Origin of the sequence: Saccharothrix carnea (assembly GCF_003014735.1) — a bacterium.
Lineage (GTDB): Bacteria > Actinomycetota > Actinomycetes > Mycobacteriales > Pseudonocardiaceae > Actinosynnema > Actinosynnema carneum.
This window is the reverse complement of sequence record NZ_PYAX01000012.1, coordinates 130,478-154,852: the sequence shown is the minus strand read 5'-3', so window position 1 is coordinate 154,852 and position 24,375 is coordinate 130,478. Positions and strand designations below refer to the sequence as shown.

The 24,375-nt window shown below is 71.5% G+C and carries 23 protein-coding genes; 11 read left to right on the top strand and 12 right to left on the bottom strand.

Translation table 11 applies throughout. The features are described from left to right. Positions 1-19: 19 nt before the first annotated feature. Positions 20-1,171 carry a M23 family metallopeptidase gene (locus B0I31_RS30455; RefSeq protein ID WP_106618830.1) on the bottom strand — a complete coding sequence of 384 codons (1,152 nt, stop codon included), beginning with the start codon at positions 1,169-1,171 and terminating at the stop codon, positions 20-22. A 202-nt stretch (positions 1,172-1,373) separates the two neighbouring features. Between B0I31_RS30455 and B0I31_RS30450 the strand changes: the two genes are divergently transcribed. Next, positions 1,374-2,123 carry a VOC family protein gene (locus B0I31_RS30450; RefSeq protein ID WP_106618829.1) on the top strand — a complete coding sequence of 250 codons (750 nt, stop codon included), beginning with the start codon at positions 1,374-1,376 and terminating at the stop codon, positions 2,121-2,123. A gap of 45 nt (positions 2,124-2,168) precedes the next feature. Here the strand turns inward: B0I31_RS30450 and B0I31_RS30445 are convergent, their stop codons facing one another. Continuing rightward, positions 2,169-2,705, bottom strand: a complete 537-nt coding sequence (locus B0I31_RS30445) for an ArsR/SmtB family transcription factor (RefSeq protein ID WP_245950556.1) — start codon at positions 2,703-2,705, stop codon at positions 2,169-2,171. A 95-nt stretch (positions 2,706-2,800) separates the two neighbouring features. Here B0I31_RS30445 and B0I31_RS30440 point away from each other — a divergent pair, with 95 nt between their 5' ends. After that, positions 2,801-4,624, top strand: coding sequence for a S9 family peptidase (locus tag B0I31_RS30440; RefSeq protein ID WP_146173999.1), 1,824 nt, complete (start codon positions 2,801-2,803; stop codon positions 4,622-4,624). A 62-nt stretch (positions 4,625-4,686) separates the two neighbouring features. On the opposite strand, the gene B0I31_RS30435 is transcribed toward B0I31_RS30440, so the two are convergent. From B0I31_RS30435 to B0I31_RS30420, 4 genes are all read right to left on the bottom strand, one after another. Next, positions 4,687-4,962 carry a 2Fe-2S iron-sulfur cluster-binding protein gene (locus B0I31_RS30435; RefSeq protein ID WP_106618827.1) on the bottom strand — a complete coding sequence of 92 codons (276 nt, stop codon included), beginning with the start codon at positions 4,960-4,962 and terminating at the stop codon, positions 4,687-4,689. Further along, positions 4,959-6,371: a hypothetical protein gene (locus B0I31_RS30430; protein WP_146173998.1), complete on the bottom strand. Its 1,413-nt coding sequence runs from the start codon at positions 6,369-6,371 to the stop codon at positions 4,959-4,961. Before B0I31_RS30430 ends, B0I31_RS30435 begins: the two co-directional genes overlap by 4 nt. A gap of 56 nt (positions 6,372-6,427) precedes the next feature. Next, a complete protein-coding gene (locus tag B0I31_RS30425) occupies positions 6,428-6,820 on the bottom strand; it encodes a YybH family protein (RefSeq protein WP_181320536.1) in 393 nt (130 codons plus the stop codon). A 216-nt stretch (positions 6,821-7,036) separates the two neighbouring features. Beyond that, entirely contained in the window at positions 7,037-7,936 is a 900-nt protein-coding gene (locus tag B0I31_RS30420) for a helix-turn-helix domain-containing protein (protein ID WP_106618889.1), read from the bottom strand. 133 nt (positions 7,937-8,069) lie between these two features. On the opposite strand from B0I31_RS30420, the gene B0I31_RS30415 reads away from it, so the two are divergent. Then, entirely contained in the window at positions 8,070-8,993 is a 924-nt protein-coding gene (locus B0I31_RS30415) for an oxidoreductase (protein ID WP_106618824.1), read from the top strand. Between the two features lie 18 nt (positions 8,994-9,011). Here B0I31_RS30415 and B0I31_RS30410 read toward each other — a convergent pair whose 3' ends face one another. Continuing rightward, positions 9,012-10,013 carry a YdcF family protein gene (locus B0I31_RS30410; RefSeq protein WP_106618823.1) on the bottom strand — a complete coding sequence of 334 codons (1,002 nt, stop codon included), beginning with the start codon at positions 10,011-10,013 and terminating at the stop codon, positions 9,012-9,014. A gap of 25 nt (positions 10,014-10,038) precedes the next feature. Further along, a complete protein-coding gene (locus tag B0I31_RS30405; protein ID WP_106618822.1) occupies positions 10,039-11,265 on the bottom strand; it encodes a DUF4032 domain-containing protein in 1,227 nt (408 codons plus the stop codon). A 323-nt stretch (positions 11,266-11,588) separates the two neighbouring features. Between B0I31_RS30405 and B0I31_RS30400 the strand changes: the two genes are divergently transcribed. The 7 genes from B0I31_RS30400 to B0I31_RS30370 all read left to right on the top strand — a co-directional run bounded on the left by B0I31_RS30400 (position 11,589) and on the right by B0I31_RS30370 (position 17,916). Beyond that, positions 11,589-13,526, top strand: coding sequence for a ferritin-like domain-containing protein (locus tag B0I31_RS30400; protein ID WP_106618821.1), 1,938 nt, complete (start codon positions 11,589-11,591; stop codon positions 13,524-13,526). Between the two features lie 5 nt (positions 13,527-13,531). Next, the gene (gene bufB / locus B0I31_RS30395; protein ID WP_106618888.1) at positions 13,532-14,395 is read left to right on the top strand and encodes an MNIO family bufferin maturase; all 864 of its coding nucleotides are present in this window, start codon (positions 13,532-13,534) and stop codon (positions 14,393-14,395) included. Further along, positions 14,388-15,215 carry an HvfC/BufC N-terminal domain-containing protein gene (locus B0I31_RS30390; RefSeq protein ID WP_106618820.1) on the top strand — a complete coding sequence of 276 codons (828 nt, stop codon included), beginning with the start codon at positions 14,388-14,390 and terminating at the stop codon, positions 15,213-15,215. The genes bufB and B0I31_RS30390 overlap by 8 nt, the downstream gene beginning before the upstream one ends. 207 nt (positions 15,216-15,422) lie before the next feature. Further along, a complete protein-coding gene (locus B0I31_RS30385) occupies positions 15,423-15,926 on the top strand; it encodes a SigE family RNA polymerase sigma factor (protein WP_106618819.1) in 504 nt (167 codons plus the stop codon). After that, the gene (locus B0I31_RS30380) at positions 15,923-17,008 is read left to right on the top strand and encodes an LCP family protein (RefSeq protein ID WP_106618818.1); all 1,086 of its coding nucleotides are present in this window, start codon (positions 15,923-15,925) and stop codon (positions 17,006-17,008) included. Before B0I31_RS30385 ends, B0I31_RS30380 begins: the two co-directional genes overlap by 4 nt. Before the next feature lie 98 nt (positions 17,009-17,106). After that, positions 17,107-17,322, top strand: coding sequence for a hypothetical protein (locus B0I31_RS30375; protein WP_106618817.1), 216 nt, complete (start codon positions 17,107-17,109; stop codon positions 17,320-17,322). A gap of 12 nt (positions 17,323-17,334) precedes the next feature. Then, positions 17,335-17,916: a P-loop NTPase family protein gene (locus B0I31_RS30370; RefSeq protein WP_146173997.1), complete on the top strand. Its 582-nt coding sequence runs from the start codon at positions 17,335-17,337 to the stop codon at positions 17,914-17,916. Between the two features lie 19 nt (positions 17,917-17,935). Here B0I31_RS30370 and B0I31_RS30365 read toward each other — a convergent pair whose 3' ends face one another. The 3 genes from B0I31_RS30365 to B0I31_RS30355 all read right to left on the bottom strand — a co-directional run bounded on the left by B0I31_RS30365 (position 17,936) and on the right by B0I31_RS30355 (position 21,105). Further along, positions 17,936-18,970, bottom strand: coding sequence for a LysR family transcriptional regulator (locus tag B0I31_RS30365; protein WP_106618815.1), 1,035 nt, complete (start codon positions 18,968-18,970; stop codon positions 17,936-17,938). A gap of 246 nt (positions 18,971-19,216) precedes the next feature. Then, positions 19,217-20,203: a Gfo/Idh/MocA family protein gene (locus B0I31_RS30360; protein ID WP_219910865.1), complete on the bottom strand. Its 987-nt coding sequence runs from the start codon at positions 20,201-20,203 to the stop codon at positions 19,217-19,219. A gap of 137 nt (positions 20,204-20,340) precedes the next feature. Beyond that, positions 20,341-21,105, bottom strand: a complete 765-nt coding sequence (locus tag B0I31_RS30355; RefSeq protein ID WP_106618814.1) for an AfsR/SARP family transcriptional regulator — start codon at positions 21,103-21,105, stop codon at positions 20,341-20,343. Positions 21,106-21,370: 265 nt separating this feature from the next. Here B0I31_RS30355 and B0I31_RS30350 point away from each other — a divergent pair, with 265 nt between their 5' ends. Continuing rightward, the gene (locus tag B0I31_RS30350) at positions 21,371-23,056 is read left to right on the top strand and encodes a DEAD/DEAH box helicase (RefSeq protein WP_106618813.1); all 1,686 of its coding nucleotides are present in this window, start codon (positions 21,371-21,373) and stop codon (positions 23,054-23,056) included. A 9-nt stretch (positions 23,057-23,065) separates the two neighbouring features. Here the strand turns inward: B0I31_RS30350 and B0I31_RS30345 are convergent, their stop codons facing one another. Beyond that, positions 23,066-24,370, bottom strand: coding sequence for a carboxylesterase family protein (locus tag B0I31_RS30345; RefSeq protein WP_106618812.1), 1,305 nt, complete (start codon positions 24,368-24,370; stop codon positions 23,066-23,068). Positions 24,371-24,375 lie beyond the last annotated feature (5 nt).

The following is a 24,375-nucleotide window of genomic DNA, read 5'->3' as shown; positions in this document are numbered from 1 at the left end:
GCCGCGGAGGGTTCCGGGGTCAGCAGTAGCCGTTCACCGGCCCCGTGACGCCGGTCCACATGAACGCGTCGGTGACCCAGGTGCCGTCCGTCAGCCTGTTCCAGAGGCTGGTGGTGCCCCACCGGCCGGTGTGCGTGGTGCCGTTGGCGGAACAGGAAACGCTGACCGTGGCACCGTCGTCGACGCTGCCGGCGAGGGCGTGACCCGTGCCGGGACCGGTGCGCTTGTTGACGGTGCCGCCGCCGTTGGCGTCGATCACGCCCTGCGTGAAGCCGAGAGCGCCGTAGTTGTGGACGGAACCACCGGCGTACACGCGGGTGCTGCCGTGCAGTGCCGAGCCCTGGTAGGCCGACGCGCCGTTCTGCGGCACCCACTTGCCGACGTTGTGCTCGGCGATGCCGACGTAGGCGCTGTTCTGCCGCAACCCGAAGTGCACGTGCCTGCCGGACGCGGCACCGCCGCAGGTGACGTCCGTGCCGGTGTGGCCGAGGAACGTGCCCTGGCTGACGGCGGCACCGTTGACGTTGATGTTGTTCCACAGGTGGTAGTAGTCGGTGGCGTAGCCGCGGTCGTGGATGACGCGGACCCACCCGGTGCACATCGTGTAGGCGGTGCCGGCGCGGGCGGCGAGCACGCGCTGGTCGCCTCCGGCGAGGTCGAGGGAGCTCCACGGCGCGGCGGCGCCGGACCACCCGTGCGGCCCGCCCGCCATCGCCCAGGTCTGCCCCACCGCGAACGGCAGGGCCATGCCGGTGCGCAGATCGCCGCCCGCGGCCGTGGTGGGCCGGCCGTCCTGGTGGGCGAGCAGGGGGCGTTCCGCTTCACCGACGACCGGCGCGCGTCCGGTCAGCTCGGCGAACCCCGGTTCGCCCTCCAGTGCCACCGTCCACGCACCGTCTGCGCGGTGGGCGACGAACAGCCAGCCGTCTGGCAACCGCGGCGAGCCGGGAGGGGTGGTGAGCACGGCGGTGCCGAACGCCCAGTCACCGTGCTGCCGTGCCGGTGTGACCACGGTGGAGCGGTCCGCGGTGACCATCGCGGTGGCGCGGTGGCGTACCTCGGCCACCACCGCGGAGGTGAGGTCGACGGGTGCGGCGGTCGCGGGTGTCCCGGCGATCGCGGCGGAGAGCACCGCGGCGATGGTCGCCGCGGCTCGGGTTCGAACGGTCATGACGCCTCCGCAGGGAAGAGGTTCAAGACCACCAGTATCGCGATATGGGTAAGTAAATCACCCCCTAGATGGGTTACATGCAGCTTTCCCACCACCGGTCGGGGCGGAGAAACCGGAGGTGCTCTCACGACGCGCGGTTGTCGATGGCCGGGTTTAGCGTTGGCCCGGTCGCCCGACAATCCCGCACGCGAAGGGTTCGATCATGGTGGTTCGCACGAGTTCGTGGCCCGTCGGCACGCCCTGCTGGGTCGACATCAGCACCGACGTCGACCGCGCCGTCGCCTTCTACGGCGGGCTGTTCGGCTGGGTGTTCGACATCGCCGGCCCCGAGTACGGCGGCTACGGCGTGGCGCTGAAGGACGACCACCCGGTCGCCGGCATCGGGCCCAAGCAGGAACCGGACCAGCCGTCCGAGTGGACGACCTACCTCGCCACCGAGGACGTCGCGGCGTCCGTCCAGGCGGTCACCGACGCGGGTGGCCAGGTCGCCTTCGGTCCGATGGTCGTCGGCGACAAGGGCACGATGGCCATCGCGGTCGACCCGGTCGGCGTGCTGTTCGGCCTGTGGCAGTCCGGCACCAACACCGGCGTGGACCTGGCCAACGAGCCCGGCAGCCTGGTCTGGAGCGAGCACATGAGCGGCGACGTCACCACCGCGAAGGACTTCTACGCCAAGGTGTTCGGCTGCACGTACAGCGAAGTCGAGGGCGCCGAGGACTACTTCGCCATCGAGGTCGAGGACGGCGGGCAACCGGTCGGCGGCATCGGCGCGGGCGCGGGCGGCTGGCAGGTCTACTTCCAGGTCGCCGACGCCGACGCGGCCGCCGAGAAGATCAAGGCCTTGGGCGGCACGATCACGGACGAGCCGGTGGACACGCCGTACGGCCGGATGGTGAAGGCCGCGGACGACCAGGGCTCCACCTTCTACGTCATCGGCGTGCCCGCCGAGTAGCCCCGTCCGGGGTCGTCACCGGCGTGCGGAACCAGGTGTGTCCGGTCAACGCTCAAGACGTGCGACCAAGGACCACAGGTAGCTCAACGGTTCGCCGTCCGGCTCGTCGCGCCGGACGAACTCGGTGATCAGCGCGAGCATCCGGGCGTTCAGCTCGGCCTGTGACGCGGCGTTGAGGCGCAGCACGCCCCTGGCCGTCTCGCGGTTGGCGTCCGGCCCGGCTTCGAGCACCTCGGCGCGGTGGGCGGCGAACATGGCGAGGTCCACGCGCTGGGCCAGGCCCTCGCCCTCGACGTCGACCAGCCCGAGCCGCCACGTCCGGCCGGTCGCCCGGTACGGCCGCTCCAACGCGCCGCGCGTGCCGCTGCGCACCGGTTCCGGGGCCAGGAAGTCGTTCTTCACCAACGCGCGCACGTGCCGCAGCACGGTCGCCGGCGCCACGCCGAGCCGGTCCGACAGCTCCTTGTTGGTCAACGCCCGGTCGAAGCACAACCGCAGGATGCGCCAGCGCAGCGGGTGCGCGAGCGCCTTCAGCTCCTCGACCGTGGCGTCGCGGGCGGGTTGATCGGGCAGGGCCGGCACGGCGCAGAGGCTAACCCACGTGACCTTGCCGTGCGCGCCAGTGGTTTGATTCACTGGTACCGATTGCACTTCGTGAAATCACTCAAGGGGTGACCGTGGACGCACCGGCAGCGGCGGGCTGGACCGACTTCGAGTGGCTGACCGGCGCGGAGCCCAGCCCGGACGGCAAGACCGTGGCCTACCTCAGCGACGCCTCCGGTCGCCCCCAGCCGTGGGTGCTGCCGCTGGACGGCACCGCGCGGCACGTGGAGGTGCCCGGGTCGGTCGGCCGGTGCGTGTGGCGGCCGGACGGCGCGCGGCTGCTCGTGCTGACCGACCTCGACGGCGGCGAGGACTTCAGGCTGGCCGAGGTCGACCCGTGGACGGGCGAGGTCGAGTGGCTGGTCGCGCGGGAGGGTGTGCGGTGCGAGATCGGCACGCCGCACGGCGGCACGGGACGGCCCTACAACGCGGACGGGACGCTGCTCACCTACGCCTCCAACGCCCGTGACCGCGAGGTGTTCGACGTGCTGGTGCGCGACCTGCGCACCGGTGACGAGCGGATCGTGCTGCGCGGCGACGACCGCTACCTGCCGATGGGCTTCTCCCCCGACTCGCGGCTGCTGCTCGTGCTGCGGCTGCACCAGAACACCGAGCACGACCTGTTCCTGTGCGACCTGGCCACCGACGAGGTCCGGCTGCTCACCCCGCACGACGGCCCGGTGAAGTACGAGCCGGTGGCGTGGCTGCCCGACTCGTCCGGCGTCTACCTGTGCACCACGCACGGCCGGGACTTCCTCGGGTTGGCGGTGCTGTCCACGAGCGGTGAGTTGACGTGGGTCGACACGCCGGAGTCCGATGTGGAGGGTGCCGCGCTGTCACCGGACGGCACGCGGTTGGCGTGGGGCCTCAACGAGGACGGCTACACCCGGCTGCGCTGGTCTGACGTGGACGGCACGCCCCGGGACGTCACCGGGCTCCCGCGTGGTGTCGCCGTGGTCGAGTTCGGCATCGACGGGTACGCGCCGCGGTTCACCGCGTCCGGTGAGCTGCTGGTGCAGCTCGGACGGCCGGACGCGGCGACCGACCTGTTCCTGGTCGACCTCCCGGGCGGCGAGGCCAGGCAGCTCACCGACTGCGGTGCCCGGCTGCCGGGCCCGATCGTGCCGCCGACGATCGTCCGCGCGGTCGGCGCCGATGGCGAAACCGTGCCGTGCCTGCTCTACCAGCCGCCCACGGCGAGCGCGGACCACCCGGTGCCGGTCGTGGTGACCGTCCACGGTGGACCGGAGTGGCAGTCCCGCCCGGTGTTCGAGCCGGTGGTGCAGGCGCTGCTGGCGCGCGGGATCGGTGTGCTGGCGCCGAACATCCGCGGTTCGTCCGGCTACGGGATGCGCTTCCAGCGGTTGATCTACCGCGACTGGGGTGGCGGCGACCTGGCCGACCTGGAGGCGTCGGTGCGGCTGCTCGACGACGTGCCGTGGGCGGACCCGACCCGGCTGGGCGTGCACGGCGCGTCGTACGGCGGGTTCGCCGCGCTCGCGTGCCTGACCCTGCTGCCGGACCTGTGGCGTGCCGGTGTGAGCGAGTGCGGCCCCTCGGACCTGCTCAACGACATCCGCGGCTTCCCGCCGACCTGGCGCAAGCGGGCCGTCGACTGGATCGGCGACCCCGACGACCCGGCCGACGTGGCGGCCCTCACCGCGCGCAGCCCGCTCGAGCACGCGCACCGGCTCACCGCGCCGGTGCTGATCATGCACGGCGAGAACGACGCGAACGTCAACCCGGCGGAGTCCGAGCGGATGTACCGCAAGCTGCGCGAGCTGGGCAAACCGGCCCGGCTCGTGCTGCACCCCGGCGTCGGGCACGGCATCGACCGGGCCGGTCTCGCCGACACCGTCGAGTTGATCGTGTCGTGGTTCGCCGAGCACCTGCGCTGAGGACCGGACAGCGAGTCCACAAGCGACGCACGACCCGCCGCACCGGCCGCCCCGAGGCCGTCCTACTCGGCGACTTCCAGGGAGATGTCACCGAACACGGTGCACTGGCAGGCAAGGCGGTGGTCGCCGTCGACGTCGAGCACGTCGAGCACGTCCAACTCGTCCTGCTCGGGCTGGTTCAGGTGCGTGGCGCCGGACGTTATCCGGATGACGCACGCGCCGCACTGCGCTGCTCGGCAGCCGAACACCAGAGCGGTGCGGTGGAGGTCGTCGAGTTGTTGCAGGGTGCTGCCCGCCGGGACGCGGAACGGCTCACCGGCGATGGTCACCGTGATCATCGCAGCTCGCCGCGGCTGGCCGCCGCGGTCGGGCTGTCCGGCGTCACGGGCACGGAGAGGTCACCCGTCGCCGTGGTGTCCGCGACCAGCGCGGCCATCTCGTCCATGAAGTTGACGTAGTTGTCCTGGTGGTCGGCGAAGATGCGGCCGGTGGTCGTGCCGCCCTTGATGACCTGACCGCCGAGGTGTCGGTGCATCTGCCGGAAGAGGCTGAAGAGCTGGACGCAGCCGAGGTAGGCGGCTTCCAGGTCGGCGTCACCGGCGTCGGCGACCCAGGTCTTCAAGCTCGGCTGCCGGTTGTAGACCATGCGGAAGAAGCGCTTCCAGTGCTCCGGGACGAACCGCAGGTTGTTCGCCCTCGCGGCCACCACGCCGTCGTGCTGGTAGTTCACGTGGAACAGCGCGTCGAGCATCAGCATGAACGGCAGCTGGTAGCCCGACGCGACGCCGTTCACCTCGTCGCCGACCCAGCCGTAGGTGACCTGCAACCGGCGGAACTGGTGGGCGTCGATCCGCGGTATCAGCATCTTCGTGTACGTGTAGACGTTGCGGAGGGCCGCGCGGACCATCGTCAGCGCGAGCGCGCCCCCGGCCCGGTCGTCGGTCGCCGCGCATTCCAGCGCGTACGCACCCCACCCGTACAACGGGACGCCGAACGCCTCCACGGCGAAGAACGACCGGTACAGGTCGAGCTCGCTCTGGTTGCCGTCGTCCAGCCAGAACGGGTGGCGCATCCGGTCCAGCGACACCAGGTCCCCGTGGGTGATCGGTTCGCCGTCGCTCGACCCGTCGAGCTGCCACGCCATCATCGTCATGACGATCTGGCTGAACCGCGGGATCGTCCCGACCTCGGCGGCGACGTGCGTCAGCAGTTCGTGCAGCGGATCGGGCATCGCGCTCGGCCCGAGGGCCGGTTCGTTTTCGGGATTGCCCTGCCGCCACAGGTGGTTGAGGTAGATCAACGGGACCAGCAACGCCTCCAGCTGCTCGTGCGACAGCTGCTCCGCGTGCCGGCGCAGTTCGGCGATCGGCGGGAACTTCTCGACGTTGGTCTCGAACCAGAGCCTGAACCCGACCTCGTCGTGCCGCACGATCTCGGCCCCCGCTTCCCGGCACAGGTCCGCCACCCGACCCAGTGGTCCGGGGAAGTGGAACACCGGCACGCGGGTCTGCAGGAAGCCTGTCTCCGTGGAGGCGAGCGATGAGACCGAGGAGAACGGGCCCAACTCGTCGTAGTCGGGAACGGGCTCTCCGGGCATCTCCAGCGCGAGCACCGAGTTCGACCGCCGCTCCTCCCGCAGCACGAGCAGCGGCACTTCCAGCGGGCGGGCGCCGAGAATCCGTCGAGATGCCGGAGGCACCTCGGGCGATAATCGGGACAACGGCACCGTCTTGCGTTCAGGGGACATCGGGTGATCTATCACGTAAAACTCGCGCAATGCTCCTCCAGAGGGGAGAGCCGGCGTCACACGACCGACTCGGTGTTGTGCGCCGCCACCACGAGCCAAGTATCCGCTTCACGGCAGAGCGTGAATGTGAAGATTCCGCGACGCACCCCGTGACCCGTGCCGTCCGGCCCGCGGTCGCCGACCATCTCCCACTGGTAGTGCACCAGCGCGACGTCGTCGCGAACCATTCTGATGTCCAGGTCCAAGGTGCGGACCGAGCTCTCCGCGAACCGTTGCGCGTGACGTGCCGACTGGTCGGCGAACATCGCCGCCCGACCGCGCAGGCGCCGTCCGACGACATCGACGAAATCCGCGTCCTCGGCGAAGACGGAGAAATGCCGGACCAGGTCGTGCTCGTTCCACCCGGAGATGAAGACCCCGATCGCCTCCGCGACCCCCGCGGTATCCAATCGCACTCCATTCCACGCCACTGCGGCACTGCGGCGGACAACGCAACTTCACGTTCGAGATATACACGTCCTACGTCTGACTGACAAACTATTCCACACGACCCGAACGCCGATCCGCCCAAATCACGAGAAGGCGATCGACGGATGGCGGTTGACGAGAACTGCGGTGTGTGCGCAAAGCCGGAGGCGGGAATCCCGGACAATCCCGGCCGACGGTCACGGGTGGCGCGCGGTCCTGTCCTCGGCGTCCGGTCCGGTCGTCCGGGTGCGGGTCGCGTGCAGGGAGGCCAGCAGCTGGAGGCGGTCGGCGTCCGCGGTGCCGGGTTCGGCGGTGTAGACCAGCAGCACGGGGCCGGGGTTGCCGGGCAGCGGGTAGGTGTCCCAGGTGAGGGTGAGCTCGCCGACCTCCGGGTGGTGGAACAGCTTGGCGCCGTGCACCGACTCGCGCACCTCGTAGCGGGCCCAGAGCCGCCGGAACTCCGCGCTGTGGATGCTCAGCGCGCCGATGACCTCCGTGGCGCGCGGGTGGGTGGGGTCGGCGGCGACGGCGGTGCGCAGCATCCCGATGTACTGCAGGGCGAAGCCTTCCCAGTCGGCGCAGCGCAACCGGGTCTCGGGATCCCGGAACAGCCCGAGGAGCAGGTTGCGCTCCGCGGGCGGCAGGCCGGCCGGATCGCCGAGCAACGCCGCGGCGAGCGGGTTCCAGGCGAGCACGTCGAGGTGGCGGCCCAGCACCAGCCCCGGTGTGCCGAGGGCGTGCAGGAGGTGCCGGGTGCTGTCCGGCACGTGTTCGGGACCGCGGCGCGGGTGGGCGGGCACCGACCGCCGTGCCGCGCGGGCGAGGGTGAACAGGTGCCGTCGTTCCCCGTCGTCGAGGTTCAGCGCGGTGGCGAGGGCGTCGAGGACGCCGTCCGAGGGCCTCACCTCGCGGCCCTGCTCCATCCGCTGGTAGTAGTCGGTGCTCAACCCGGCCAGCAGGGCCAGCTCCTCCCGCCGCAGGCCGGCCACCTTGCGCCGCCCTCCCGGCTCCAGCCCCACGTCCCGCGGGCGCAGCCGGTTCCTCCGGGAGCGGAGGAAGTCCCCCAGCTCGCGTGCGTACGGGTGTTCGTCGGCCATGTCCACCAGTGTGCGGTGCGGCCGTGAGGCGAAGGTAGGTCCGGCATTCCCAGGCAGGCGAGTACGCCGCAACCGCGCCGGAGGGTCCATAACGTCGTGGTCATCACCCGTCCACACCCCTGGGGGCATCGCCATGACCAAGTGGAACGCCGACCACATCCCCGACCAGCGCGGCCGGGTGGCCGTCGTCACCGGCGCGAACTCCGGGCTCGGCCTGGCCACCGCGACCGAGCTGGCCCGGCACGGGGCACGGGTCGTGCTCGCGGTGCGCGACCCGGACGCCGGTGCACGCGCGGCCGCCGCGATCCGGACCTCCGTCGCCGGTGCCGGGCTGGACGTGCGCCGGCTGGATCTGGCCTCGCTGGCGTCGGTCCGCGCGTTCGCCGACGCGCTGCTCGCCGACGTGCCGTCGATCGACCTGCTGGTCAACAACGCGGGCGCCGTCCTGCTCGGCCCGCCCCGCACGACTGCGGACGGGTTCGAGCTGCACCTCGGGACCAACGCGCTGGGTCACTTCGCGCTCACCGGCCTGCTGCTCGACGCGCTGGGCCGCGCCGAGGCGGCCAGGGTGATCAGCCTCAGCTCGATCACCCACAAGAACGCCCACCTCGACTTCGACGACCTGATGTCCGAGCGCGACTTCGACGCCGCCCGCGCGTACGGCCGCGCCAAGCTCGCCACCACCGTCCTCGGCCTCGAACTCGACCGGCGCCTGCGCGCCACCGGCTCGCCGATCGTCAGCGCCCTCGCCCACCCCGGCGTGACCAACACCAACCTGACCTCACGTGCGTGGCAGGACCGCGGCCGACTGGCCCGGACGATCATCCCGCGCCTCTTCGTGGCCGTCACCCAGCCGGTGAGCCGGGGCGTCCTGCCCCAGCTCCACGCCGCAACCGCACCCGACGTGCGCGGCGGCCGGTTCTTCGGCCCCGCCGGCCCGTGGGAGATGCGCGGCCACGTCACGGAGGTCCGCCCCAGCCGCGAAGCCGCCGACCCCTCGGTCGGCCGCCGGCTCTGGGCCGAGGCGGAGGAGCTGACCGGCGTCAGCTACCTCTGACCGCCGCGCCGCACCCGGTCAGGGGGTGAGGGTCAGCAGCAGGTGCAGGCCGACCAGCAGGCCGCACGTCACGGTGTGCACGATCGGGTTGTGGGTGAGCAGGGCGGCGAACTCGCGGAGGAAGGCGCTGGGCAGGAAGTACCACGCGGTCGGCGCGCCGATGATCTGCATGCGCAACCGGAGCCTGCGGGCCAGGACGGCGGCGCGGAAGACGTGGAAGTTGTTGGTCACGGCGACCGCGCGGCCGGTCCAGCCGCGGTCGGCGAGGAGTTCCGCGCTGTACGCCAGGTTCTGCTCGGTGGTCGTCGCCCGGTCCTCCAGCACGATCAGCTCGTCGGGCACGTCGCGGCGCCGCAGGTAGTCGCGCATCGCCGCCGCCTCGGACACCTCCTCGTCCGGTCCCTGCCCGCCCGAGACGACGAGCAGCGGCGTGCGGCCCGCGGCGACCTCGCGGTGGTACAGGTGCAGGGCCCGGTCCAGCCTGGCGGCCAGCAGCGGTGGCACCCGGTCGCCGATCAGGCCCGCGCCGAGCACCACGATCGCGTCGAAGCCCGTCCGGCGGCCGATGCTGCCGTACACGATCGAGTACAGCAGCAGGCTGACGAACAGGAACGCGACGTAGGCCGCGACGATCAGCAGCGACCCGATCACCGCGTCGACCACCGGTCCGGTGTGCGCGGTGGCGAAGCCGAACGCCGCCACCACGCCGAAGATCGCCAGCCCGGCGAGCAGCGACAGCAGGTTCGCCAGGCCGAAGCCCTCACGGCGCAGCATCAGCACGCCGTTGGCGACCAGCGCGGCCGGCAGCACGAAACCCAGGCACAGCAGCACGGCCGCCAGCGCGTACCCGACGATGACGGCGGACCACCCGCCGTTGACCGAGGCGCGGAACACCAGCCACAGCACCAGGAACACGAGCGTCACGCCGAGCCACACCGCGTTGCCGAGCCGCCGCCGGTCCCTGATCACGCCGACCACGAAGAACAACGCGGGCACGAGCGCCGCGATCCCGAAGATCATGCGAGCCAATGTAGACGGCCGGCGGTCACTCGAAGTCGTCGTCGGCGAACCCGCTCTCCGACGCCTCCCGGTCGGGCAGCACGGTGGCGAGGTAGGAGCGCAGGGCCGCGGTGGTGCCGACGTCGCGGCCCGCGTTCTCGGACAGGAACCAGCGGTGCACCAGCACCTCGTGGAACAGCTCCGCCGGCGCCAGCACGCCGAGCAGGTCGGGCGGCACGGCGGCGACGACCGGGTCGTAGACCTCGTTGCGCCACAGGTGGCCGGCCGTGGTCTCGGGGACCGGCGCGCCGTCGCGCTGCTCCAGGTAGGCGCGGAACGAGCGCAGGTCGTTGAGCAGGCGCCTGGCCTGGCCCTCCTGCACCTCCAGGCCGGTGAGCTTGAACAGCTCGCGGCGGCTCTGGCCGATCTCGGCGACCCGGATGTCCACCCGCAGCCGCGCGCCGCTCTCGGAGGTGACCAGTTCGACCTCGCCGACGTCGAAGCCGAGGTCGTTGAGCCGGCGGAGGCGTTCGGCGACCCGGTAGCGCTGCTCGTCCAGCCGGAAGAACTCCTCGCGGGTCACCTCGTCCCACAGCGCCGCGTACCGCTCGGGCACGCTGTCGGCCACCTGGATCGGGTCGATGTCGGATGGCAGCAGGCCACCGGCTTCGAGGTCCATCAGCTCGCCGCCGATGCGCTCCCGGGCCAGGTCGACGTCGTAGGTGCGCTGGCCGGCGGACAGCTGCGGGTGCCGTTCGACGGTCTCGGCGTCGACCAGGTACGCGGCCAGGCTGCCCGCGTCGAGCCGGAACAGCGTGTTCGACAGCGAGCAGTCGCCCCAGAACGTGCCGGACAGGTGCAGCCGCACGAGCAGCTCGACCAGGGTGTCCACCAGGCGGTCGGCCGAGTGCTCGCCGCGCGGGCTGGAGAACAGGTAGCGGTAGGACATCGAGTGGTCGAGGTAGCGGGTGACCAGGATGGCCTGCTGGTCGTCCGGGCGGTCGACGCACAGCCCGAGCACCGACACCGAGGGCATGCCCTCCCGCTCCAGCTCGCCCAGCACGGCGTACTCGTGCCGGGCCAGCGACTCGGCGATCTCCTTGAGCGCGTACACCCGGCCCTCGCTGGCCACGAACCGCACGACGTGCCGCGAGATGCCGCGTTGCGGGACGGTCAGCAGCAGCTTCTCGTCCCAGTCCTCCAGGGGCTGGGCCCACGGCAGGGCGAGCAGTCCACCGGCCTCGGCGGCGGGTGGGCGGAAGAGGAATCGCATGTGCTCCCCGTGGCTGGTGCGCGGACGACGCCGAAACTACCCGGTCGCGGTGCCGGACAGCCAGGCGATGTGGCCTGGTCGTCACGATCAAGAACGTCGACCTTTCCGGCGAGGCGATGTCCGGGCACGACTAATCGCACTCACGCTTCCAGGTGAACCCGAACGCGCGGTCTTGTCGTGGAGAGTCACGCAACCGGATGCCCTGAGTACTCGCATGGCTGAACCTCCACCCCCAGCCGCCTCACGGTCGTCCGACGGCACGTCGGTGGTGCGCGGCCCGGCCTACAGTCGAAAACCGGTCCGCAACGCCGAAGGGTTCGACCATGAAGCAGGCCGTCGCCGCCGAAATCGAGACACCCCGCCCGATCTCCCACCTGAAGACGGACATCTCCGCGGTGCGGGCGATCGCCCAGGCCGCCGTGAACGTCGAGCTGTTCACGATCCCGCTCTACCTGGGCGCGATGACGTCGATCCAGGGCATGCACCAGATCACCGGCGCGAAGCAGGACTTCTACCGGGGACGGCTGTGGCCGGGTCCGGCACCGACCGCGGAGCCGAAGACGGCCAACGAGCAGGCGGTCAACATCATCTTCTCGGTGTTCATCGAGGAGATGCTGCACCTGCAGATGGCGGCCAACCTCGCCAGTTGCCTGGGCGTCAAGCCCAGCTTCACCAGCCCGCTGCTGCAGAACGACCACCACGGCTGGGTGTGCTACGGGCCGGACAAGACCACGATCCCGCACATCCTCGACCTGACCGACACGGTGCCCTGGCCGCACGTCAAAGTGGACATCGCCGAAGTCGGTGAAGCGCAACTGGACCTGTTCGAGGCCATCGAACAACCCGAAGAGGGCGCCAAGGAGAACATCAAGCCCGAGGCCAGGCACAAGTACTTCCCCACGGTGCCCTTCCGGGACTGGAAGCCGGAGCACACGGAGAAGAACCTGCCGATGTTCGGCACGATCGGCCACATGTACCTGTGCTACTACGACTACCTGAACCTGACCTACGCGGGCAAACCCGAGAAGAAGCTGTGGGAGTACCTCTACGACGACCAGGCCCTGCAACGGGACCTGTTCAACGCCGAGCACCCGCCCAACCACCCGAAGCGGGAGTACCTCGGCTTCGACACGACCGTCGTCAGCACACCCACCACCCGCCGTTCCCTCCGGCAGGTGTGGGACATGATCAGCGCCATCACCGACCAGGGCGAGGGCAGCGAACTGCCGCGGGTCCGCCCGTGGGCGGTCATGGACAAGTACCAGGCCTCGCGGGAGGCGCTGGAGGAGAACTACCCCAGCTACACCGACGAAGGCGGGAAGACGAAGTCGGCGAGTGCCGCGGCGCGTTTCGACAACGGCGCCATGGACCACTACGAGCGCTTCGCGGAAATCCGGGACATGGTCGAGAAGAAGGAGATCGTGACCTGGCCGCAGTGGCGCAAGGACCGCCCGGAGCCGTGGGAGCCCGCGGACCTGAAGACGAAGTCCTGGCAACCGGGCAGGTACAAGCTGCCGAGCCCGGAAGACGTCGCCAAGGCGATGAACGAACTCGGTCGCGACCCGAAGATGTACGACCGGATCAGTCAAGCCGCGGTCGGCTCGATCGCCGGCATCACCACGGTCCTGGACGAGTACTGGAGCGACAGCGAGGTGTCGTTCCCCTTCCCGTCCATGGCGGGCTCCGGCGACCGGATGGCGATCTGCTGGGCGCTGTTCCGCAAGGCTCCCGACCTGAGGGGCACTCCCGGAGAACGACCCCAGGGCCAGCTCCTGCACGCCTGCCAGGGGCTCGACCTCACCAACACCACCGGGCAGCCGAACGACTGCGCGGCGGTGTCGGTCTACCACTCGTGCCGGGGTTCCAACGCCTGCAAGGCCGAGGGCGGGTGCGGGTTCGTGCAGGCCGACGAGGGCGGGGGCAACTGCGGTTTCGTCCTGGTGAAGGCCAAGAGCGGCGAAACCGAAGACGAGAAGCTGTACTCCGCCCCGGGAGACAACAAGTGCGCGACGTTCGGCGGGTGCGCGGTACCGATCTCGGCCTCGCAGATCTTCCCGACGACCGGGACCATGCAGCTGTACGACTTCGAGGGCTCGGGCAACACCCCCGCGAAGCTCGACGTGATCGGGTTCGAGCGCGGCGAGACCGTGTACGAGGTCGCTTATCGCGCGTACCGGAAGGTGATGGCGCACCGCGGGCAGCCCGTGGCGGAGGAACCGAAGCCGAACAACGTGCGGCTGGCGTTCCCCCCGTCGACGTGAGCGCCGTGACCGCCCGCCTGGGACTGCCGAACCTGGGCGACGGGGTGGGGCTGCGCGACGTCCACTTCGCGCACCTGCTCGACACGCGCCCCGAGGAGTGGGGCGTCGACTGGTTCGAGATCATCAGCGAGAACTTCTTCGACGACCACGGCTTCGCGGCCCACGTGCTCGACCACGTGGCGGCGCACCGCCCGGTGGTGATGCACGGGGTGTCGCTGTCCATCGGCAGCACGGACCCGCTGGACACCCGGTACCTGGCCCAGCTGAGCGCCCTGGCCGACCGGGTGCGCCCGGCCTGGATCTCCGACCACCTGTGCTGGACGGGCGTGAACGGGGTCACCAGCCACGACCTGCTGCCGATGCCGCTGACCCGGCGCAGCCTCGCCCACGTGGCCGACCGGGTCCGGGCGGTGCAGGACCACCTGGGCCGCCCGCTGGTCCTGGAGAACCCGAGCACCTACCTGGAGTTCCAGGCCTCCGAGCTGCCCGAGTGGGAGTTCCTGGCCCGGCTCGCCCAGGACACCGGCTGCGGCCTGCTGCTGGACGTGAACAACGTCTTCGTCAGCGCCACCAACCACGGCTTCGACGCCGGGACCTACCTGCGCAACCTGCCGGCCGAGCACATCGTCCAGGTCCACCTCGCCGGGCCGAGCGAGCACGGCCACTACCTGCTCGACACCCACGACCGACCCGTGCCCGACCAGGTGTGGCCGCTCTACGCGCTGGTCCACGAGCGGACCGGCGGGGTGTCCACCCTGCTGGAGTGGGACGCCGACATCCCGCCGTTCCCGGACCTGGTCGCCGAACTGGCGAAGGCCGCCGAGGTCCGCGCGGGACGCCTGCCGGCGGGAGAGCGGTCTCGTGGCTGACCCGGACCTGGCCGCGCTCCAGGAGTGGCTGCTGGCCACCTGCACGAGCGGCGGCCGGTCCGGCGATCGGTACCGCGCCCGTCAGGTCGCGGAGGTCGTGCGGGGTTCCGAGCGGCTGACGGGTGAGGAGCGCGTCGCCATCTACGCCCGCGGTTACCGCGCACGGCTGCACGAATGCCTGAAAGCCGAGTTCACCGCGCTGCACGCGCTGCTCGGCGACCAGGTGTTCGGGTTGTTCGCCGACGCCTACCTCGCGGCGCACCCGCCGAGGTCCTACTCGTTGTTCGACCTGGGCGCGCGGTTCGCGGACTTCCTCCAGGAAACCCGCCCCGACCCCCACGAGCCCCCGGGTTCACCGGACGGGCTGCCGACCGCCCTGGCCCGGTTGGAACGCGCCCGCGCGGAAACCCGACGCGCCCACGGGGTCGAGACCGACCCCGCCCACCAGCCCGTCGACCCGCTCGCGGTCATGACGTCCCCGGACCTGACCGTGCGCACGCCGCCGAGCCTGCACTTGCTGCACCTGGACTTCGCGCTGCTCGACGCCCTCGAAGCCGCCGACCGGGGTGACCGCCCGAACGTGCCGGCCCCTGGTGACACCTACTACGCCGTGGCCCGCAGCCGGTACCGCGTCCGGGTTCACGTCCTGGCGCCCTGGCAGCACGCCTTCCTTGGCGCGTGCGCCGGCGGCACCGCGCTTCACACCGCCGCCGTCACCACCGCGGAGGTTTGTGCGCGTGACGTGTCGGAGGTCTGGGCCGCGTTGATCGCTTGGCTTCCCGTGGCCGTGGACGCGGGCATGGCCACGTTCGCTCGGTAGGTCGGGGCGGGGGTTGGGTGGGCGAGGAAAGATCGAAAGATCGAAAGCGTCCTGCCCGTCCGGCCAGGACGCTCTTGAAGGCTCTTCGGCTTTTGATCTTTTCAGCCCCACGTGTCGCACCTCACACCCGAGTGGTTCAACGTAGCGCGTCCTCTCAAGGGTTTCCCGACCGCAACGCAAGAACCGACAGCGGCAGAAGGGGGCGACGTGCCGGACGACTACGACCAGTTCGTCACCGATCGTCTTGATCGACTATTGCGCTACGCCACGGCGCTGACCTGCGACAAGTACCTCGCCCAGGACATCGTCCAAGACGTGCTGCTGCGCGCGCGGACGAAGTGGGGGCGGATCGGGGCGGTCGAGGTGCCCTACCTCTACGTCAAGCGGATGGTGACGAACGAGTACCTGTCGTGGCGGCGGCGTCGGGCGGCGCGGGACATCTCCGCGACGCACGTCTCACTGGACGAACTTGCGCCCGCTGTCGCCGATCCGGCGGTCGGGCACGCCGAGCGGGACGCGATGCGCGTCCGGATCGCCGTGCTGCCGCGCAAGCAGCGGGCCGCGCTCGTGCTGCGCTACTACGAGGACAGCACCGACGCCGAGATCGCCCGGATCCTGGGCTGCACGGAAGGCACCGTGCGCAGCCACATCTCCCGTGCGCTGCACACGCTGCGCGTCAACGAGAACACGCCGTCGGAGGTGCTGCGATGACCGACACCCGGCAGGAATCCCTCATCCGCGAGGCGATCGCGGCCGAGGCCGAGCAGGCCGTCGACCACCGGACCGTGCTGGCGAACCTGCACGGCAAGCGGTCACGGCGGAGGCCGTTCGCGTTGTTCGCCGCGGCCGGGCTCACCGCAGCGGCGACGGCCGTCGCGGTGATCGTGCCGCTCAGCGTGGACCGGACCGCGGCACCGGCGAGCGTCGACCCGGCCGCGCCACCCACCGCCGCGACCACGCGAACCGTGCTGCTGATCGGCCTGGACGGTGCGGCGAACACCGACTCCGTGGTGCTGGCGCGGGTCGGTGCGGACGGCGCGGTCAGCGCGGCGTCGCTGCCCCGGGACTCGCTGGTCGACATCCCCGGCTTCGGGCAGGGCAAGCTGAACTCGGCGTACGCGCGGGCCCACGCGGCGGCGCAGGCGGAGGGGCGTGACGGTGCCGCGGCGGGCGTCGAGGCGCTCAAGCGGACCGTCGAGGCGCTGACCGGCGTGGCCGTCGACCACTACGCGGCGCTGGAGATGGCGGCGTTCAGCACGCTGGCCGACGCGGTCGGCGGGGTGGAGGTCTGCCTCAAGCGGCCTGCCCGCGACCCGTTCTCCGGCGTCGACCTGCCCGCCGGGTCGCAGTCGCTCACCGGTGCGCAAGCGTTGGCGTTCATCCGGCAGCGCCACGGGCTCGCCAACGGCGAACTCGACCGGATCGTGCGGCAGCACGTGTTCCTGCGCGCGCTGGCGACCAAGGTCGTCCAGGGCGATCCGGCGAAGCTGCCCGAGCTGGCCCGGGTGGCGGCGACCCACCTGCGCGTCGATCCCGGCTGGGACCTGGCCGAGTTCGCCGCGCGGATCACCCCGACCGTGCGGACCGCGATCATCCCGCTCGGCGGGGAGGTCACGACGCCCGACCACGGCCACGCGCTGTCGGTCGACCCGGCGGCGGTCCGGGCGTTCATGGCGGAGTTCTTCGCCGAGGGCGCGACCGGCACGCCCACCGGCGGCCACTCGGTCCCGCCGCCGGCCGCGGAGACGCACAAGCCGGGCAGGCAGCCCTCGGCGGGTGACTGCGTCGACTAGAGCGGCGGCGGCTCGGCCGCACGGCAAGCCCGGGAGGGACGAGCCCACCGGTCACCCGGACCCGGTGGGCTCGTCGCCGCGCGGTGCACGATCGTGACGTGGAACGGGACGTCACGCGGGTCGGTCTGGTGGGTGTGGGCACGATCGCCCGCACGCACCTGGAGGTGTTGGCGGAGCGGTCCGATGTGGACCTGCTGTTCACCGCGGACCCGCACGCCGGGCCGCCCTCGTTCCGCGGCACGACACCCGCGCACCTGACCCGCCTGCACGTCTCCGCCGGCCGTTTCTCGTTCGACGGGCCCGCGCCGATGTGATCCAGTGGAGTGGTGGACGGTATCTCCGTGCGCCGGATCGTCGTGCTCGGCGTGAGCGGCGCGGGCAAGTCGACGTTGGCGCGCGAGCTGGCCCGGGTGGTCGACGCACCCCACGTCGAGCTGGACGCGATCCAGCACGGACCGGACTGGACGACGCCACCGGACGACGAGTTCCGCGACCGGCTCGCGGCGGCGGCCGAAGGCCCCGCCTGGGTCGTGGACGGCAACCTGGCTTCGCTGACCGCCGACGTGCTCTGGCACCGGGCCGACCTGATCGTGTGGCTGGACCTGCCGCTGTGGGTGGCCCTGCCGCGGCTGGTGCGCCGCAGCACGGCCCGGATCGTGCGCCGGACCGTGCTGTGGAACGGCAACCGGGAGCGGTTCGCGTTCCTGGTCGGCCGGGACTCGGTGCTGTTGTGGGCGGTGAAGGCCCGCCGCAGGCACCTCGCCGAGTACCCCGACCGGTTGGCGCGGACCGGGGTGCCGTGGGTGCGGCTGCGGTCCCGCGCCGAGGTGGCGCGGTGGCTGGCCGGGTTCAGCGCGGTGAGCCGACGCCCACCCGGAACGGGTCGTCCCGGGCCAGCTTCCCGATGACCAGGTCCTCCGAACAGGTTCAGGTGGCGGCGGTGCGGGTGGCCGGGCCCTGCTGCTGGTCGCCGGCCGAGTCGCGCGGCCACCACCGGCTCGGCCGGGGCAGGAACGCGGCCAGCTCCGGGAAGTCGGTCGGCCGCTCGGTCATCCAGTTCCAGTAGCGCGGGATCGTGCGGGCGTACTCGCAGTAGTACCGCCGCAACGCGTCGATCAGCTGCCGCAACGTGTTCGGGTGGATCGACCCCGGCCGCCACACGAGCAGCAGCCTGCTGCGCAGCGGTTCGGTCATCGCCACCAGTCTCACGTCCGACGTGGACCCGGTGGGCGTGGCCAACGCCGCCGCACCCGCGTCACGCACCCAGCTCATCGCCTCGGCGTGCCCGCCCGCGTAGTGCAGGACCTCCGGCGTGGGGTGGTCGAGCTTGCGGAACAGGTGCTCCTCGACGACGTGGAACCAGTGCCCCGGCACGTGGTGCACCCAGCTCAGCGACAGCAGGTGCCTTCGGCTCACCGTAGTCCGGTGGGCGAGCGCGTGGTCACGCGGCAGCGCCAGCCAGATCGGCTCGCGCACGATGATCTCCTTGGCCAGCGCGGGATCGAGCTCCCGCACCCCGTCCACCGCCTCCGGGCTGGGCACGAGCGCCGCGGTCAGCTCGCCGCGACTCACCGCGTCGATGCCCAGCGCCGGGTCCAGCGTCACGGTCTGCACCTCGACCGAGGGCAGCGACGACTGCAACGCGCGCCGCAGCGTCACCGGCGTCCATTCAGCGTTGCCGATCCGCAGGATTCCGGACGACAGCGAGGACGCCTCCGCGACCACCGCGTCCGCCCGCGTGGCGAGATCGGCCAGCATCGGGATCAATCGTTCTCCCAACGGTGTGGGGGTGATCCCGAAGGCCGAACGCACGAACAAGTCGCCGCCGACCGCCTTCTCGATCCGTCTCAATTGGGCGGTGAGGCTCGGTTGGGGCAGGGACAGCTTCTGCGCGGCCTTCGAGATGCTGCCGGCCTCGGCAAGGGTGGTGACCACCCTGGCGTGACGTATCTCCAGGTGCATGCATCCAACCCCTTCGCGTCGTTACTCGGGGTCCACTCACTGCGGCGGGTTCGGGGATTTCCCGGACCCACCTCGTTCGTGCCGGGCGGCCGGACCAACCTACCCCACGGGTGAACGGGTGAGGAGAAGTTCACGCGACGGTCAGCTATCCGTCGAGTTCCCAACGGAAATTATGGAAACGGTGGCTATGAACACCGGTACGGACCTACTCGGAAGTCGGTTGCGCGTTGTCCCGCACCGCCGGTGTCACAGCCGGCGTCGGAGGTCCACTTCGGCGCCGGTCGCGGCCGACCGCACCAATGCCTCCCCCACGCGGGCCGTCCGCGCGGAGTGGGCGAGCGACACCAGCGGCGTGACCTTCTCCCGGACGGCTTCGGCGAACGCTGCGGCCTGGTGCTCGTAGGCGTCCGAGGCGGGCACGGCCTCCTCGCGCACGCCGTCCAGCGTGACGACCGTGATCACGCCTTCCTCGTCGGGCCGGGTCCACGCGTTGCGCACCGAGATCGAGCCGCGCGTGCCCTGGAACTCGTAGGCCGCGCGCGGCCCGTACTCCAGGCTGTAGTCCAGCACGGCCCAGCGTCCGTCACCGAAGTCGAGCGTGGCCACCGCGCTCAGGTCGACCTCCCGCGAGTGGAACGTGGCCCGCACGGCGCGCGGCTCCGCGTCGAACGCCCACAGCGGCACGTCGAACGCGTAGCAGCCGACGTCCCACGTCGCCCCGCCACCCAGCGCCGGGTCGAACCGGATGTTGCCCTCGACGGCGGTCGGGTAGGCGAACGCCGACCGCACCAGGCGCAGCTCCCCGATCTCACCGGAGGCCAGCAGCTCCGCCGCGCGCTTCTGCTGCGGGTGGAAGCGGTACATGTACGCCTCCATCACCACCAGGTCGGCGGCGGCGCGCTCGACCCGCACGCAGTCCTCTTCGGACAACGTCATCGGTTTCTCCACCAGCACGTGCTTGCCCGCGTCGAGCGCTCGCAACGTCCACGGCACGTGCAGCGTGTTGGGCAGCGCCAGGTAGACCGCGTCCACGTCCGGATCACCCAACAGCGCGTCGTACCCGTCGTGCACCCGCGCCCCGAACGCCCGCGCCACCCGCTCGGCCCGCTCGCGCCGCCCCTCCCGGCCGGCCACCGCCACCACCGCGTTGCCCACCGTCCGGTGGATCGCGGGCAACACCCGACCGGCGATGTGGCCGGTCGCACCCAGCACACCCCAACGCAGCGGCTCCACCCCATCAGCTTAACCGCTTCACCGCGTGTCCTACGTTCAGAACGAGCGTGTCCTGCGTTCCGGACCCCCGAGTTCAACGCTCAGAACACCGCACCACCTCCCGGGGCTGTATCCGGTCCGCCCGGGTCCCGGCCGCGTCACACCGCGACGCGGCGCGGCGAGGCCAGCACGGGGTCCGCGGTGAGGATCGCCAGGTGCACCTCGCGCAGCAGCGAACCGGGGTCTATGCCCAGTTCGTCGGCGAGCACGCGGCGGCCCTCCTCGTACAGCACGAGCGCGTCGGCCTGCCGGTCGCAGCGGTAGAACGTGGTCATGAGCTGGGCCCGGAACCGTTCCCGCAACGGGTGCCGGCGCACGAGCTTGGTCAGCTCGGGCAGCAGCTGGGCGTGCCTGCCCAGCGCCAGGTCAGCCTCGATGCGACTCTCCAGCGCGGTGATCCGCGCCTCCTCCAGCCGCGGTGCCTCGGCGTCCGCCAAGTACTCCGAGACCCCCGTCAACGCCGGACCGCGCCACAGCCGCAACGCCGCGCGCAGCAGCCGCGCCGCGTCTTCGTACTGACCGGCGGCGAGCGCGGACTGGCCCAGCGCGGCCTGCTCCTCGAATTCCTTCAGGTCGAACGAGCATTCGGTGAACCGCAATTCGTAGCCGCGCGACCGGCGGGTGATGCCGACCTCCCGGCGCAGCGTTTTGCGCAGCCGCGAGACGTAGGTGTAGATCTGCGCGTTGAACGTGGCCGGAGGGTGATCGCCCCACAGGAAACCGCTCATCTGCGTGTCGGCGACGGCACCGTTGTCGGCGAGCAGCAACGCGGTGAGCACGGTGCGCGGTTTCGCCCCGTCCAGCGGCACCTCCCGGCCGTCGTGGAACACCTCGACCGGACCCAGGACCCGGAACTCCAGCACTTCGCCTCCTACCGCAGGACCGCTCCGGCATCGAGAATCCACACCTGCACGGCCACAGCGTTTGACATAGTGCCCAGCCCGCCTCGACCGGGGGAAATATCATGTGAACCGCTCAGGACGTACCGCCGCGGTATGCCTCCGATCGGGTCAGCCCCGGGACTCCGCTCGCCGGTACCGCCCGGCCGAAGTGCCCGGCGGGTGCGAAACCGCGTCCGCCGACCCCCCTCACCGAGCGGTTCAGGGGCGATCAGCGAGACTTGACGGTATGAACGACGAGCCCGACGACCGGACCAGCTTCGCCGACCTCGGGTTGCGCCCCGAACTCCTCCGGGCGCTCACCGGCCTCGGCTACGAGGAGCCCACCCCCATCCAGCGTGAAGCGATCCCGCCGTTGACCGCAGGCCGTGACCTGCTCGGACAGGCCGCCACCGGCACCGGCAAGACAGCCGCGTTCGCGCTGCCCGTGCTGGAGCGGATGGCGGGCGGCGAGCGGGACCGGCGGACGCCGTTCGCGCTGGTGCTGGTGCCGACACGGGAGCTGGCGGTGCAGGTGTCCGAGGCCGTGCACCGGTACGGCCGGGAGTTGGGCGCGCGGGTGCTGCCGATCTACGGCGGTCAGCCGATCGGGCGGCAGTTGCGGGTGCTGGAGCAGGGCGTGGACGTCGTCGTGGCCACGCCGGGCCGTGCGGTGGACCACCTCAGCCGGGGCACGCTGAAGCTGGAGCACCTGGACATCGTCGTGCTGGACGAGGCCGACGAGATGCTGGACATGGGCTTCGCCGAGGACCTGGACACGATCCTGGCCGAGACGCCGGCGGAGCGGCAGACCGTGCTGTTCTCCGCGACCATGCCCGGCCGCATCGACCGGCTGGCCCGCCAGCACCTGTCCGACCCGGTGCGCATCACCATCGGCCGTGAGCAGGCCGAACCGGGCGAGGCGCCGCGCGTGCGGCAGAGCGCGTACGTCGTGCCGCGGGCGCACAAGCCGGCCGCGCTCGGCCGGGTGCTGGACGTCGAGGCGCCCACGGCGGCGATCGTGTTCTGCCGCACCCGTGACGAGGTCGACCAGCTCACCGAGACGCTCAACGGTCGCGGCTACCGGGCGGAGTCGCTGCACGGCGGCATCAGCCAGGAGCAGCGCGACCGGGTGATGGCGCGACTGCGCAACGGCACCGCGGACCTGCTGGTGGCCACCGACGTGGCGGCCCGCGGCCTGGACATCGAGCAGCTGACGCACGTGGTCAACTACAACGTGCCGTCCGCGCCGGAGTCGTACGTGCACCGCATCGGCCGGATCGGGCGCGCGGGCCGCGAGGGCGTGGCGATCACCCTGGCCGAGCCGCGCGAGCACGGCATGCTCAAGACCATCGAGCGCGTCACCAAGCAGCGCATCCACATGGAGAAGGTCCCCACGATCGCGGACCTGCGGGCGCGCAAGCTGGAGCTGACCCGCGCCGCGCTGCACGAGAGCCTGCTGGAGGACGACCTGGAGGGCTTCCGGGTCGTGGTGGAGACGCTGACCGACCAGTTCGACGTCATGGAGGTGGCGCTGGCGGCGGTCAAGCTGGCGCACGAGGCCACCGGCGCGGCGGCCGACGAGGAGGAGATCCCGGAGTACGTGCCGCGGACCGGTTCCGGCGAGCGCCGGGGCCGCGAAGGCGGCGGTGACCGCGGTGCGCCGCGCCGTCCGCGCCGCCCGTCCGCGGGCATGACCAGGCTGTTCGTCGGCGCGGGCCGCAGCTCGGGCATCCGGCCGCAGGACCTGGTCGGCGCGATCGCGGGTGAGGCGCGCCTCAACGGCCGCGATATCGGCGCGATCGAGATCGCCGACCGGTTCTCGCTGGTGGAGGTGCCGGACTCGGCGGCGCAGCAGGTCATCGCGTCACTGCGGGGCGCCACCATCAAGGGCCGCAAGGTCACCGTGCGGCGGGAACGCGACGACCCGCGCTGAGCGTTCGCCCTACGAACCGGGCCGGTTCGTAGGGCGACCCGCCGGTGCTTGCACCGGATAGTCGACCGGTACTGAGAGGTCCACGCCCCGCCACGGCTCGCGGCGGGCCTCGACCTCGTCGCCCCAGTGCCGGACGCCGGTCCAGCCGGGATCGCCGGTGGTGCAGAAGTCGACCCACGCCTTGAGCATGCGGCGGGAGAGCGCGCGCTCGTCGTCACCGGCGGGTCCGCCGATCAGGAAGTTCGCCTCGTCGAGGTTGCCGAACGAGAACGGCACGTCGGCGGTGTGCCAGGCGGGTGGCCGGGTGAACCGCGCCAGGAACGCCCGGCCGTTCGCCTCGGCCAGCCTGGTGGTGGGCTCGGCGAAGACGAAGTCGCCGGCGAGCCGCACGTGCGCGTCCTCGAAGTGCTCGTAGGCGGCCACGACGTGGTCCGGGATGCCCCAGTCGCGGCCGAACGCGCGCAGGTCGGCCAGCGGCCGGAACGTGCCCACCGCGTCGAACAGCGCGTACTCGACGTCCGTGTGGCACAGCAGGGCGTCGACCTCCACCGCAGGCAACGCGTCGGCGATCGGCCCGAACAGCACCGGGTCGTAGCTCAACGGCCCGGTGCGCTGCGCGGCGGCGAGCGCGTCGGCCGACGCCACCGTCGACTCCGGCGTGCCGGTGTCGATCCACTCCGCGACCCGGCGCGCGAACCCCCGCGTGTAGCACCGGTTCGGCACGCTGTGCGCGATGACCCGCCGCACCGGCTCCCACGCGGCCAGGAACAACGCCGACGCGGCGCCCGCCGACTGCCCGCCGACGGTGATGTTGCCGGGATCGCCCCCGAACTCCGCGATGTTGTCCAGCACCCACCGCAGCGCGGCCCGCTGGTCGAGCAGCCCCCGGTTGTCCGGCCGCCCCTCCACGTGCCCGAACCCCTCGAACCCGAGCCGGTAGTTGCACGTCACCACGACCAGCCCGGCGCGGGCGAGCGCGGTGCCGTCGTAGTCGGGCTGGGCGGACGAGCCGAACGTGTAGGCCCCGCCGTGCACGTAGAACAGCACCGGCCACGGACCGTCCGAAGTAGACGGTGTCCACACGTTGAGGGTCAGCACGTCCTCGTCGCCCGGCCGCCACACCGGGGCACCGGGCAGGCGGGCGGACTGCGGCGCGATCGGCCCGAACTCCAGGCAGTCGCCCGCGAAGTCGGTCGGCACGGGTGCGGCGAACCGCCGTGCCGCCCCGAACGGCGGCTCCGCGTACCGCAGGCCGAGGAACGCTTCCACTTCGGCGTCGACCGCGTGACCCTTGACCTGTCCACGTCGTGTCATCAGCG

Bases quoted from the DNA above. Each gene is read 5' to 3' on its own strand.
- B0I31_RS30455 (WP_106618830.1), bottom strand. From the start codon at position 1,171: ATGACCGTTCGAACCCGAGCCGCGGCGACCATCGCCGCGGTGCTCTCC.
- B0I31_RS30450 (WP_106618829.1), top strand. From the start codon at position 1,374: ATGGTGGTTCGCACGAGTTCGTGGCCCGTCGGCACGCCCTGCTGGGTC.
- B0I31_RS30435 (WP_106618827.1), bottom strand. From the start codon at position 4,962: ATGATCACGGTGACCATCGCCGGTGAGCCGTTCCGCGTCCCGGCGGGC.
- B0I31_RS30430 (WP_146173998.1), bottom strand. From the start codon at position 6,371: ATGTCCCCTGAACGCAAGACGGTGCCGTTGTCCCGATTATCGCCCGAG.
- B0I31_RS30420 (WP_106618889.1), bottom strand. From the start codon at position 7,936: ATGGCCGACGAACACCCGTACGCACGCGAGCTGGGGGACTTCCTCCGC.
- B0I31_RS30415 (WP_106618824.1), top strand. From the start codon at position 8,070: ATGACCAAGTGGAACGCCGACCACATCCCCGACCAGCGCGGCCGGGTG.
- B0I31_RS30410 (WP_106618823.1), bottom strand. From the start codon at position 10,013: ATGATCTTCGGGATCGCGGCGCTCGTGCCCGCGTTGTTCTTCGTGGTC.
- B0I31_RS30405 (WP_106618822.1), bottom strand. From the start codon at position 11,265: ATGCGATTCCTCTTCCGCCCACCCGCCGCCGAGGCCGGTGGACTGCTC.
- B0I31_RS30400 (WP_106618821.1), top strand. From the start codon at position 11,589: ATGAAGCAGGCCGTCGCCGCCGAAATCGAGACACCCCGCCCGATCTCC.
- B0I31_RS30380 (WP_106618818.1), top strand. From the start codon at position 15,923: ATGACCGACACCCGGCAGGAATCCCTCATCCGCGAGGCGATCGCGGCC.
- B0I31_RS30365 (WP_106618815.1), bottom strand. From the start codon at position 18,970: ATGCACCTGGAGATACGTCACGCCAGGGTGGTCACCACCCTTGCCGAG.
- B0I31_RS30350 (WP_106618813.1), top strand. From the start codon at position 21,371: ATGAACGACGAGCCCGACGACCGGACCAGCTTCGCCGACCTCGGGTTG.
- B0I31_RS30345 (WP_106618812.1), bottom strand. From the start codon at position 24,370: ATGACACGACGTGGACAGGTCAAGGGTCACGCGGTCGACGCCGAAGTG.